At 68.2% G+C, this 13,166-nt stretch carries 4 protein-coding genes and 1 pseudogene; 1 reads left to right on the forward strand and 4 read right to left on the reverse strand.

Going from position 1 to position 13,166, the window contains the following annotated elements; all coding sequences use genetic code 11:
• Positions 1–124: 124 nt before the first annotated feature.
• Positions 125–385, forward strand: a complete 261-nt coding sequence (locus tag AC3ITN_RS17415) for a hypothetical protein (RefSeq protein ID WP_313344412.1) — start codon at positions 125–127, stop codon at positions 383–385.
• Positions 386–395: 10 nt separating this feature from the next.
• Here AC3ITN_RS17415 and AC3ITN_RS17420 read toward each other — a convergent pair whose 3' ends face one another.
• The 4 genes and pseudogenes from AC3ITN_RS17420 to AC3ITN_RS17435 all read right to left on the reverse strand — a co-directional run.
• Positions 396–1,520, reverse strand: a complete 1,125-nt coding sequence (locus AC3ITN_RS17420; RefSeq protein WP_489392962.1) for a DUF1254 domain-containing protein — start codon at positions 1,518–1,520, stop codon at positions 396–398.
• Positions 1,521–1,562: 42 nt separating this feature from the next.
• Positions 1,563–2,987, reverse strand: a complete 1,425-nt coding sequence (locus tag AC3ITN_RS17425; protein ID WP_489391319.1) for a DUF1254 domain-containing protein — start codon at positions 2,985–2,987, stop codon at positions 1,563–1,565.
• A 198-nt stretch (positions 2,988–3,185) separates the two neighbouring features.
• Complete coding sequence (locus tag AC3ITN_RS17430) at positions 3,186–7,805, reverse strand: autotransporter outer membrane beta-barrel domain-containing protein (RefSeq protein WP_489391320.1); 4,620 nt, start codon at positions 7,803–7,805, stop codon at positions 3,186–3,188.
• 255 nt (positions 7,806–8,060) lie between these two features.
• A pseudogene (locus AC3ITN_RS17435) lies at positions 8,061–13,082 on the reverse strand (autotransporter-associated beta strand repeat-containing protein); the annotation flags it as partial.
• Between the last annotated feature and the right edge of the window lie 84 nt (positions 13,083–13,166).

The following is a 13,166-nucleotide window of genomic DNA, read 5'->3' on the forward strand; positions in this document are numbered from 1 at the left end:
GGTCAGGTGCGGCCACGGTGCAGCCCTTGCGAAGTGTCGGGTGGCAGGCAGCTTACCCTGCCCGGCGCCCATGCCATACTCGGCGGGCAAGCGGTGTATCGCCCCACTCCACCAAGGTCCGTGCATGTCCGCCATCGCTACCTGCCCCCGCTGCGCAACGACGTTCAACGGCCGCAAGGCGCTGCTGTGGGGCGGCGTTGCGCCGTTCTACTCGCCGTTCTCCAGGCGCACCGTCGCGCTCAAGGTGCGTTGCCCGTATTGCCACCATGAGTTCGCCACGCCGGACATCGAACTGTTCGGCTTCCTCTCGCCCAACGGCTACCGCGTGGTGGTCATCGGCATACTGGTGGTGTGCGTGGTGCTGGCCAAGTACCTGCCGCACTGAGCGGCCTGCGTTACGACGCCGGCACGGCCTCGGGGAAGGTCCAGCGGCCTTCCAGGATCTCCGCCTTTGGCCGGTACAGCCGCACCATGTAGTTCCAGCCGTCCACGATGGGCAGGCAGTTTGGCACCTTGCCGTCGCAGCCCCCGAACTGGATGTCCACCGCACCGTCCTCATTCTTCTTCGCGGTCACGTTGTTGAGGGTGTATGCGTTCTGCGCGTTCTTCTCGTAGTAGCCCTTGCCGTTGTACAGACTGACCGACCAGAAACCATCCACGGGCACATCGGCGACGTGGAGTCGGTAGACGGTCCTGCCATCGTTCTTTGCCGGGGTGACATTGAGGTACATCGCATCCGCATCGGGGTTGCCGCCCCACGCCGATGCCGAACCGATCAGCCGACGCACCGGATCCACCGCGTCACGGGTGCCGAACATGTGCCGGGTATCGGGGAGGGTCGAGGCCAGTGCAAGCAACGCGTCGCGCACCTTGGCCTGGCTTGCCGCATCCCACTTCGGCACGTCGAAGCTGCCTTTGGACGCCTGCTGCACCTTGATCGCGTCCTGCAGGGCATGCACCTGTGCCACGTCATCGGGTTGGGTGGGGTCCACCAGGGTGCGCACGGCGACGATGACGTAGCGGGTCCCGTCCTTGCCGCGGCTCAAGGTGTACGTGCCCGCGTTGTAGGCGACCTGGGTGGTGTACTGGTCCTCATCGATGACCTGCATGGACATGAAGCGCTTGCCTGCATCCGGCAGCGTAATGGTCACCGGCCCTGCGTCCAGATCGAACACCGCGGCGGAGTACAGCGTGTCGCGGTTCATCCGGATCACCGTCTGGTTGTCGATCGCGGTGGGTTCGCGACGATGGACGAACGCCCCAAGCCCGCCATCCTTGACGGTGGCGGCGAAGTAGAGGTCGCTCTCGGCTCGCGGAAAATTATCGGCCGTCACCGGCAGGCTGCCGGGCTCGGGCACCGGCGCCACCGGCGTGGGCACGGCGGCAGGTGCGGGCGTGGCGGCTGCGGCAGGGGCCTGTGCAGCGGGCGCGGGCGGCGCCTCGGGCTCGCGCCGGCAGGCCGTCAGCGCCAGTGCAGCGGAGAACAACAGCAGGCCCGTACGGGCAATGCGCAGTGTCATCGTGTTCACGGCGATGATCTCCAGGGAGGGGTTCCACACAGGTCAGGGAACGCGTTGCAGGGCCGGGGCCTTCCATTGCCCGTCCAGCGCAGCCGCCTGCGGCTGGTACAGGCGCATGACCACGAAGAACGGTCCCGCCGGTGCCGGCAACCAGTTCGACTCACGTGCCGCACCGGGCGAGGCATGCTGGATGTACAGGGTGATGCCGCCGTCGGCATCCTTCTGCAGGCCGGGCAACATGCTGGAGTTGATGAGGTAGCGGTTGAGTGGATTGGCGCTGAGCAGGCTGGAGGGCAGCTCATAGAGCGTGGCCGACCAGAACGCATCCACCGGTGGCAGTTGCCCGGGCGCGAAGCGCAGCGTGTAGCGTTGCGTGCCATCCAGCTTCTGTCCCGTCGCATCGACGAAGTACACCGGGTACAGCGCCTCGTCCTTCGAGTTTCCGTAGATGCCCAGCACCGCGCCACTCATGCGCTGCAGGTAGTCGTTCTTCAATGCGTCGCGGGTGCCGAACGAATCGGCACTGCTCACCTTGCCGGTATCGATGTCGTTGGTCTTGTGGTCATTGAAGGCCTTCCAGGCATCGGCCATGCCCGCCTCGAGTGCCTGGCGGCGGTCGGCCGGCATGGCGGCAACATCGAATGGCTTTCCCGCCTCGATGCCGATGCTCGCAAAGCGCTTGCGCAGGTCGACTTCACTGGGATGGACCGGTGCGAACTGGAGCAGGAAATTGAGCACGCCGAAGAACGCTGGCGAGGTCTTCTGCTCTTCCGGACTCAAAGGCGCGACGAAGGCGATCGGGGGTGCGGGCGGCGGCGGTGGCGTGCCCAGGAAGGTCGACAATGGCTGCACGGTATAACCGGCCTGGATCTTCTTCACGTTGGCGATGTCGTCCGGACCCAACAGCTGGGTGCGGAACAGCACAAACGCCAGCTCTGTCTCCGAGCGGATCACCTCCTTGATGCCGGCCGGCGTCTCGCCCTGCCAGCCCGGCCCGGCAAGCAGGAAGCTGCCGCCGCCGTTGCCGGTGGTCCGTGTGCCGACGTACGCGAAGTTGAAGGTGTACATGTCGATGAACTGCGCCGAGAAGTAGCGCCCGGCAGGCACCACCGGCACGGTGATCACCAACGGTTCGGTACGCAGGTCCGCGCCCAGCATCGAGTAGGGCGTGTCCGAGTTGGGCGTCTGGGTAGCCTTGTCATCGGGCGTGAACACCCGCGCGTTGTTGTGGATCTCGTTCCATGCACCTTTGTATTCGGGATTGGCGCGGTCCACGAAGTACGCGTATTGGATGCGGTAGTTGTCCACCATGGGGAAGCCGTAGATATAGGCCTCCTTGGCAATCGTGCGGACGTCTTCCAGTGACGGTCCCGCCGAGGCGGCAGGGGTCTTTCCTGCCGTGGACTGGACCTGCTCGTCAGCCGGTCTGCGGCATCCGGTTGCAATGACGAGCAGGGTCAGTGCCACCAATATCCAACGCCACCCGCGCAGCGGGAGGCGAAGGAAAGCAGTATCAGTGTAGTCGACGGGCGCAATGCGATGCGAAGACATGGCGGTGATCCTTGAGGGCCGACGCAGCGGCATCGGCAGGCCGTGTACGAGGATGTCGACGCGGATGGTAGCAACGGAAATGCGCCGCCAGTACCGTAGTTCTACGGAGCCGGATCACCAGTTCCAGCGCATGCCGAGCTTCCCGTTCCAGGCGGTTTCATCGCCGTTGAAGGCCCAGCTGTAATCGAGGTCGGCAAAGAGGTAGCCGGTCTGGCTCACCTGCCACGTGCCGCCCAGTCCCAGCTCGGCCCAGCTCCCACCCATATCCACCGCGAACGGCAGATAGCCGCTCTGGGTGGCAAACGATGCGCGCGGCTGGCCGCGGAACTCGCGCCACACGTTGGCGCGCAGCCAGGCAGTGCTGCTGCGCGCATCGCCTTCCGCGGTGGCACGCTGTCCGGTGCGATTCAATCGCGCACCGATGCGGCCCACGAGCGAGTCACCCTGGCTGAATCGAACCTGCGCGGTCCCGTCGTCCAGGTCGTCCACATCCACCTGCTGCCAGATCACCTGCGCCTGTGGTTCCAACCGCCAGCGCCCGTCCTCGACCGACGCACCATCGCCGTCGTTGAGGATGAACGGCCAGCCGCCTTCCAGTGACAGCACCAGGCCATCGGCATCGACGAAGTTGTCGGCCGCGCGTGGCGACTGGATGCGCAGGTCGTACCAGGTGTACTGCGCAACCGCATCCAGGTACGCGCCCTTCTCGGCAAAGGCGGTCCAGTAGCCACCGATGGAACCGGCCGTGAAGCGATCCGTCCCCGCGTGGAAACGGTAGTCCACGAAGTTGTGGCGCACCTCGCCCCGTCCCTTGCCGTAGGCGAGATACATACCCGCGTGCTGACGGCTCAGATCCTCGGCATCCACACGGCGGTACAGGTCGGTACCGATCTGCAGCGCGTCGAAGCGGTAGTCGAAGTCGGGGCCACGGGTGCCGTAGATGCCTCGGCGTCCCCCGTCATGTTCGCCGTCATGGCCCAGATAGCGCACCCAGGCGCCATTGAACCCGCGACGGTCGGGATCGATATCCGTACGCTGCCGCAGCAGCTGCTCATCGCCCACCCGCTCGTGCAGCGTGTCCACCAGCGTGCGCCCGTAGACCTGCGCCATGGCCGGTACAGCGGCGATCAACGACACCTCCTGCCGGTACGCCGGGACGAAGGGAACGGGGGGCGTCGGCGGATCGGGTGACGGTGGTGATGGTGGCGTCGGGGGTGTTGGCGGAGGCGGCGGAGGCGCAGGACACGGCGGAACCGGACCGCCCGGCACCGCGCAGTCGATCACCGAGCGAAGGTACCAGCTGTTCTCGATGTCTGGTCCCGCCTGCGTCGCGCTGCCACCGCGGTAGAGGAAGTACTCGTAGGGGCCTGCCACGACTGGCGCCGCCAGTGCGAAATTATCGGCGGTCGTGGTGGCGTTGACGGCCTGGACCACGCGGATGCCATCCGCCACGGTCAGATCGCCCAGGCCGCCGGTGTTGTGGATTTCGATGAAGCCCGGGCCGCTGCTGGTGCCGTCCACGACCACCAGCTGGTCCGACGGTGCGTCGTCGCCGGCCAGCCAGGTGTTGAGCGACAGCGTGCCATCGCCGCTGTAGCGCGACACGGTCAGCGTCAGGTAGTTCGACGCCAGCGTGGGATCGCCGCTGGGCGCTGCAAAATCGATCCGGCTGGGATCATTCACCAGGGTCGTGAGGTTCGAACTGCCGGTCATGTTCCAGCGCGTGTCCTGCAACACCAGGTTCGCCACGCTGCCAGGCAGGGTGAGCGCGGCGCCGGTGAGTTCACTGCCGGTCGCGGTCACGTTGGCCACGGTGGGCACGTCGGCGGCGGGCTGTGCGACGAACGCCATCGGCAAGGGTATGGCCGGGTCGTCCGGCGGCAGATCGGGCAGGGTCTCGGGCACCACCGCATCCAGTGCATCGAACTCGCCGATCGCCGCGGCCTTGAACCACAGCACGTTGCCCTGCACGGTGCTGCCCACAAGCACGATATCCGCCGCGCCGACGGCGCCCACCGCCGGGCCATCGCGGCTGACGAGCGTGGATCCGCTGGCCTGCGCAGAGGCCGGCGCGGGGTCGCCACGGACCAGCAACGCGGCGGCACCGGCGCCGCTGGAGGACAACCGGCTGTTGCTCATCTCAACCCGGCCACCGTTCCACGCCACCGACGCATGCGCCTGCGGACCACGGGTTTCGACCTGGCTGGTGTCCAGCAGCAACCGGCTGTTGGTGGACCACGCCAGCAGTCCGTGTGCCTGGGTACCGCCCGTGGCGATGGTGCTGCCCGTAGCGGTCAGCAGGCTGTTGGCGTACGCAGCCAGCCCATAGCCGTGCAGGCCCTGCGTGCCGACGTTGATGCCGGTCGCGCGGATCTGCCCGGCGGCGGCCGCGCGCGCGCCGATCGAGTCGGTACCGCGTGTGGACACGGTAACGTTGGCGAGGGTCGCAAGCGCATCGACGCCTTGGATATTGAAACCCTCGCTGATGTCGCCGAGCGTGGTGATGCTGCTGCGCGCGCCATCCGGACGCCCGGTGAGCGGATCGACATTCATCCATACCCGGCCGCCCGGCGTACCGACGAAGACGCCGTGTCCCGGATTTCCAGACGCCAGATACCGACTGGGCTCGCTGACCGGGTTGCCACTGGCGTCGATCGGCATGCCGAACGTGGGCGCCGCCAGGTCCGTGCCCAGCAGCACCCCGGTGTACACCGTGTCGCCGCTGGAGATCAGCGTACCGGCGCTGCCACCACTGGCATTGAGCGTCAGTGCCGGCCGGCCCGCGTTGATGATGAGCGAACCGGCGCTGTCGATCGTGCCGCCGGTTGCGTTCAGGCCGGCACTGCCCGCACCGCCGGCGCCGATATACAGATTGCGTGCGGTGACCCGCGTGGCCGCACCGTCTGCACGGATGCCGGCGCCTGTGCCGGACGTGGTCAACCGGCTGTCGGCAACACCCACCTGCGCACCGGCCTGGCCATAGATCGCATTGGCGTTCAGCGCCGTGGTGCGGATATCGACCTGCGCAAGCGTGGCGGATGGCCCGGTGCTGCCGTTCGTACCCTGCACCAGCACGCCGTTGGAGTTGACGCCATGGGTGGTGATGAGGGTATTGGCCGCCAACAGCTGCGAGCGTGCGGTCGCCGACTGGGCCACCAGGATGCCGGTGCTGTTGTTGCCGTAGGTATCAATGCGGGTGGCGCTGCCCAGCGGCGTTCCGTCGGCGGCCACGTCCACCCACAACACGCCGCCGCTCGCCGATGCCTGCATGCCGTTGGCGCCGGTCGTGCCACTGGCGACGAACGCGGCGGGGTCGAGGGTGGGAGCACCGCCTGCATCGACGGGGAGGCCGTAGCCGGCCGACGCAGGATCGGTGCCGAGCTGCACGCCGGTCACGATCTGGTTGCCACGACTGAGCACGCTGCCACCGGTGGCCGCCTGCAGGCCCACGGCGGCGTTGCCCCCGTTGATGCCCGACGTGAACACCTGGCTGTTGGCCAGCGTGACGCTGCCGCCATTGAGCGCCTGTGCGCCGATGCCGGCGTTGAGCAGCGTGGACAGCCGCACTCCCTGGCCGTCGATGACACTTCCCGCGCCATCGGCGCGCAGCGCATTGCCGCCCTGCCCGGCGGCCACCACCACCGCCGTGCCACCACCGAGCGCCACCGCGCTGCCACCGGCAGCCAGCACGCCGTGGGCGTTCTGCCCCGCGACGCGGATGTCCAGGTCCTGCACCGTCACCGTGGAACTCCCGCTGGCAGACAGGCCATGGGCGGTGATGCCGCGGGTGCTGATGCCCACTCCATCGAGCGTGCCGGAGGCGTCGATGAATGCAAGGCCCGTCGCCGCCGTACCGGTGGTGTCGATGTCCAGCTGCGAGGCACGCAGCCGGGAACCGGTGGCGAAGCGTGCGCCCATGTTGTTGTTGCCGCGGGTGACGATGCGCAGCGCATGCACGTCGAATACCGCGCCGCTGCCGGCATTGAGGCCGTGGCTGCCGTTGCTGGCCCCGGCGCCGGTACCCAGGATGTAGATGCCGGTCGTTGCGGCCAGCGGGTTGCCCGCGTTATCCACGTTGACCCGCACGGTACCGTCGGTAGCACTGATGCCGTGCGACGAAGTGGCTGCCCGTCCTACGAAGTCATTCGGATCGGTGACGCGGTTGCCGGCGGCATCGACCGGGAGCCCATAGGTACTGGGGTCGCCCGCCTGCGTCCCCAGCACGATGCCGGTGGCGATGAGATCTCCCTGGCCGGTGAAGCTGCCGCCGGCGACCTGGATGCCTTCGCTGCTGGCCAGCGAGGTGAACAACGCGGTGCCGAGGGTGCTCAATGCAGTGCCCGCTTCGCTGCGTGCGGCAGGGCCCCCTGCACCCAGGCGGCTGATGGTGGAGCCGGCCGCGAGGAACCGGATCGTGCCACCGCTGCTCGAACACACGGTCGCGGTATTGGCCGCGCTGGTCACCAGTGTGACCGCGCCCGTCGCATCGATCATGCCGCCGTTCACGGCGTAGAACGCGGGCGCGCCGGTCTGCGCGGGCGCGTAGGTGCCACCGGCCACGATGAGGGCATTGCCATTCGCACGCACCTGCTGCCCGGGCACGGCGCCGGGCACCGTGGTGCAGCTGGCCGCGTCGACCGACTGTGCGCGCACCGCGGCGGGGGCCGCACCCAGCACCCCGAGCACCAACAGCAGCGATGCCTGCCGGCGATGAAGCGGGCAGGCGGACGTCAACGGTGACGAAACCATGCGGCGGGACCCTGTCCATTCGTCCGCGCACAGGGTGGGCGCTCCTACAGCGCTGCACCAGCGCAATAGGTGCAACCGGGGTGAGTAAAACTACTTACCCCGTGGCATCGCGACGGCTGAATGAGCGCATGCACCCGTCGCAGGTCCATGCGCGCCGCCTGCACCTCAGAAGGCTGCCCGCACCGTTATCTGCGCGCCCTGGTCCTGCACACCCGAACCGAACCGGCCCTGATAGTCCGCCTTCAGTTCGACCGCCGGCGTGAGCTGCGTACGGAAGCCGAATTCGGCTACGCCCGCATTGCGCGCCAGCGGCATGCCGCTGATGTCGAATGCATCACCGCCCGCCGCGAACCGCTGCGTCAGCCCGGCATTGGTGTCACCCCACACGTGCTGGTAGCCGACGTTGAGCACCAGCGCGGTGTTGAAGCGCGAGTCCAGGTGCCAGTGCGTGCGCAGGCCTGCCGTACCGATATCCAGCGCGCGGGTCTGCGCCTCACCGGCAAGCGCGGCATCGCCGCCCTGTTCGGCGAACGCATCCTGGTCGAGCTCTGCACGCGCGTAGTTCAGATAGGGCTCCAGCCGCAGGCGGCCGATGTCACTGCCATGTGCGACTTCGACGAAGCCCTGCCACAGGTCGGCATCGTCGTGCGACTTCAACGTCTGGTTGCCGCCCACGGTGCCGGTGCTGCGGGTGAACCGGCTGTCGCTGCGTCCGGCTGACAGGCCGCTGCGCACGACCCACTGGCCAAACGTGCCACCCGCATACAGACCGGCGTACGTGCTGTTGGTCTTCGCATCCGATCTGCGCGCGCCCACCTCCAGCGTGCTGCGTGCCTGGCCCACCGCCACGCCCAGCACCACCTGGTTGTCCAGGGTCAGGTCGCTACCCGCCATCCAGCCGGTGCCCTGCTGGCGCGAACGGGCCGTGTTGCCGTTGTCATCCGTGTGCCCGCGGTGGCCCCACGCAGACGCCCACGCGTGGACGCCACTGCCCTCTGCCGCCGCGTCTGCCGGCTGCCCACTGACCAGTCGATCGGCCAGGGTGCGGCGCACCCGTGCGGCATCGTCGAACAGCGACACCTGCGCGCTGGCGCGCACCTCGCCGGAATAGGCCTCGAAGGCCTGCCGTGCCGAATCACCATCGAGCGTCAGCACCCGCGCATACAGCGGCCCGCTGCCCACGCTTTCAAGCGCGGTGGCCGTGCTGCGCTGGTTGTCGGTCTGCCCGACCGACGGGAAACTCGCCTCGTTGCGGGCCAATGACAGCGTCACGGCGGTGGGCGCGTACTCCAGGGTCGGGGTCAGGAAGGCCAGGTTGCTGCTGACCGCGTTGAACTGCCCGCTGATGCCGCCCTGCGAGGTCAGGATGGTGTAGCGCGTCAGCGGATTCCAGCGCGCGCCGTCGGCCAGCCCCAGCACCGAGCCGCCCAGGATCGTGGTGCGCCCGTCCACGGCCAGCAGGTCATGCCCGCCGTCGGCATCTACCTCGACCTGGTAGCGCGCCGATGCCTGGAAGGTTGCGTTGCCGCTCACGTGCAGCGTGCCGATGGAATTGCCCGGTGCGAGCGTGCCGTACAGATCCAGGACGCCCACGCGTCCAATGCCCTTGAGCAGGGCGTCCTCACGGACGATCACCGCTCCGTTGATGGCTGCCCCGCCGAAGCCGGCGTCACCCATCACCAGCGTGCCCTGCTGCACGTCCGTGCGGCCGCTGAAGGTCTGCGCCTGGCGCACCACCAGCGCGCCGGCGCCGGTCTTGACCAGGCTGCCGGATCCGCTCAGCGCGGCAGAGAGCAGGCCGTCCCCGGCCTGGTCGATCACCAGCCGTGCATTGTTCTGGATGTCACCCTGGAAGGCAGCCGCGCTGCCCTGCAGCGTGCCCGCTTCGATCACGGTGCCACCGCTGTAGGTGTTGGCGCCGGTCAGCACTACGCTGCCGGTGCCTCGCTTGGTCAGGCTGCCGCTGCCGGAGATGTTGGCGGCCAGGCTGCCATCGATGTCCTGCGCCACCAGCACGGCGCCGTTGTTGACGATGTTGCCCTGCAGACTGGCGGAGCTGCCCTGCAAGGCACCTTCGGCCACCAGCGTACCGCCGGTGTAGCTGTTGGCACCCTGCAGCGTGAGCGTGCCCTGCCCCTGCTTGGTCAGTGTGCCGCTGCCGGACATCGCACCGGCGTACACCCCGTCGGCGGCCTGCTCGAACACGACGCGCGCATGGTTGGTGATGGGACCGGACAGGCTGCTGCTGTTGCCCAGCAGTGTGCCCTGCTGCACCGTCGTACCGCCCTGGTAGCTGTTGTTGCCTTGCAGTTCCAGGGTGCCTGCACCCGCCTTGAGCAGTGCCCCGCTACCGGTGAGCGACTGGCCGACTACCAGCGTGTGCGCCGCCTCAGCCACGTCGAAGCCACCGCCGACACTGCCGAGCTGTATGCCGCGCGCCAACGTGCCTACCGCGTTGCCGGTGACCTGCAGCACGCCGCCATCCAGCACCAGGGTGGACGACAGGGCGCCCAGCGACGCCTCCGCTGCAACAGAGAGCGTGCCGCCGCTGATGCGGGTGTCGCCCGTCCACGTGTTCACGCCGTTGAGCACCAGCGTGCCGAGGTCGGTCTTGTCCAGGCCCGCCGTTCCGCTGAGCACGGCATCGATGGTGGTCGTATAGGCGGCGCCAGCGGCACTGCCATCGCCCACGCGGATGACCGGTGCGGCGCCCTGCGGGTCGGCCAGCAGGGTCAGCGCATCGCCGTTGAGGCGGTAGCCGTCGCTGGCGAACTGCAGTCCGTAGGCCGTCACCGCGCCGCCGGTGTTGTCCACCGTGACCACGCCCGGTGCGCCCGCAAAGATGGCGGTGCCCGGCATGGGCGTCATCGCCGAGGTGATGGCGCCGGTGGCGTCGGTCCAGCTCGGCGCGCTGGTTGACCACACACCGCTGCCGCCACCGGCCGTGGTGGGCGATGCCTGGCCGTTGGCATTCCAGAACTGCAGCGTGCTGTTGCCGGTGGCGAGCAGGTTGATCTGCCCGGCACCGCTGAGGTACTGCAGCGCATAGCTGTTACCGGCGGGCACCTGGCCGAACGTGATCCCGCCATTGCTGAGCGTGAGGGCGCCACCGTAGCTGAAGAGCCGGTACAGTCCTGCGCCGAAGCCACCGTCGTCGCTGATGTCGAGCACCGCGCCGTTGAGGCTGAGCGCGCCGCCCACCACCACGCTGTCGCCCTGCCCCACCGCCCCGAACGGATTGCCGGATGCCGGGCTGCCGAATTCAAAGTCCAGCACCGCGCCTTGGTCAAGCTGCAGATCGCCTGCAACGTGCAGGGTGCCGATGCTGTTGCCGGGCGAGAGCGTTGCGCCCTGCGCGATGACCACATTGCCCAGCAGCGTGCCATGGCCGGCCAGCGCCGCGCCTGCCGCCACCTGCACGACGCCGCCCAGCTGCGCAGCAGCATCTGCGGCGGCGCCTCCAATGACCAGGCGACCGTCGACCACCTCGGTCACCCCGGCAAAGGTGCCGCTGGTGCCATTGAAGATCAGCGCACCGCTCCCGTCTTTCAGCACCCGCCCGCTGCCGGACAACGTGCCCGCGTAGGAGCCTGTGCCTGCCTGGTCGAACACGACCGTTGATGAAGTCCCCACCGCGATGGCGCCGCGCAGCGATGCTGCGTCACCCAGAACGGTGCCCGCCTGCACGTTGATGCCTCCCGCGAAGGTGCTCGGCCCGTTGAGGTACAGGGCGCCGGTGCCTGTTTTGGTCAGCTGGCCAGGCCCGGACAGGGCGCCATTGAGATGAACGTCCTCCGGCCCGCCGAGCGAGGCGTTGCCTGAAAGTACGACGGCGTTGGCCAGATTCAGCGGCACGTAGGCCAGCAACGCGCCTGACGCCAGCGAAAGGGTGCCGCTGCCCAGGGCATTGGGCGCCGTCACCGCCACGGTGCCGGCGTTGACAGTGACGCCACCGAAGGCGTTGTTGACGCCGGAAAGCGTGAGGGTTCCCACGCCCTGCTTGATCACTCCGCCAACGCCGGTGAAGGTACCTGCGAGGGTCAGGTTGCTGCTGCCGCCGATGGTGAGGTTGCCGGCGCCCAGCACGATGCCACTGGCCAGGGTCAGGCCATTCGCACCTGCTTCGAGCATGCCACCGTCGGCGGTGACGGTGTTTCCCAGCAGCCACGGATTGGTGAACTGCAGCGTTCCGCCATTCAACGTCGTCGCAACGAAGGGATTGCTGCCCGACAGCGCCCAGGTGCCGCTGTTGACGCGCAGCGAGGTGAAATTGAGGTACTGGTCCGTATTGAGCGCACCGTTGCCGGACGTGCCACTACCGGTCCATGTCGCGGCGTTCTGCAGCAGCAGCGTGTTGATGCCAGCGGCACCGCCATCGACGTAACCGGTGGGCGCGAAGTTCATCGTGCCGCCCGGCCCGGTCAGTCGTTGCCCCAGCCCGGCCGCGCCGTTGACGGTGCTGCCGGTCACCGCGGTGAAGCTGTTGCTGCCGAGATCCCCGAGTGAGACGCTGCCGTTGATCGTGCCGGCATTGACGAACGTGTTGCCGCTCCCCGAGCGCTCGAATCCAACGCGCCCATTGATGGTGCCGGTGTTGATGGCGTTGACGGCGCCGCCCCCGGTGACCGCGATCACCGGGGCATCCGATGTCAGGGTCGACATGGCCAGCAACGAGCGCGAGCTGATGGTGCCCTGGTTGTCGATCGTCACGGTGCCGCCGCTGCTGCTGCGCAGGTCCAGTGCCATGCCATCGAAGCTGGACAGCGTTGCGCCGAGCAGTCCGCCGGTGCCGTAGATCGAACCGAAGACCAGGTTGTTGACCGCGACCAGCGTGGACGACGCGTTGCCGAGCTGCACCCCTGTCGACGGGGCGGTGAGCTGCCCCAGGGCAGACGGGTCGATCGTGCCGGCGTTGTTGAGCGTGCCGTTGGTGCCGCTGAGGCTGAGCGCAGTACCGCCCTGCTGACCAGCGGTCATCTGGGTCCCCGCGGCCACGTTCACGGTCAGGTTGTTGGCCGCGCTGGAAAAGCTGTTGCTGGTGATCGGCAGGCCGGTGCAGGTGACCAAGTCGCCTGCCGCCGGTAGCGCCGGCGTGCATGCACCCCAGGCAAGTGCCGGTGCAGCGCCCGCCGTCAGCAGCACGGTCAGGCGCAGTACGCCGCGCCGCGCGGAACCGCCCTTGCGGCGCTTGCGCGCCAGTTCATGCGTGACCACCCAGGCGCCGAGCGCCACGTTCCAGACCAGCGCGAATGCACGGTTCATCCCACTTCCCTATGAAGGCGAGGGCCAATGCACGCAGGAAGCGACCCGCCCGGCAGCACGCGGGCATGGCGGGGCTGGCGCCCC

It is taken from the genome of Stenotrophomonas sp. KH_036_B, assembly GCF_057839485.1.

What these genes read in the sequence shown, in the direction of transcription:
- AC3ITN_RS17415 (WP_313344412.1), top strand. Translation starts at nt 125, where the DNA reads ATGTCCGCCATCGCTACCTGCCCCCGCTGCGCAACGACGTTCAACGGC.
- AC3ITN_RS17420 (WP_489392962.1), bottom strand. Translation starts at nt 1,520, where the DNA reads ATGACACTGCGCATTGCCCGTACGGGCCTGCTGTTGTTCTCCGCTGCA.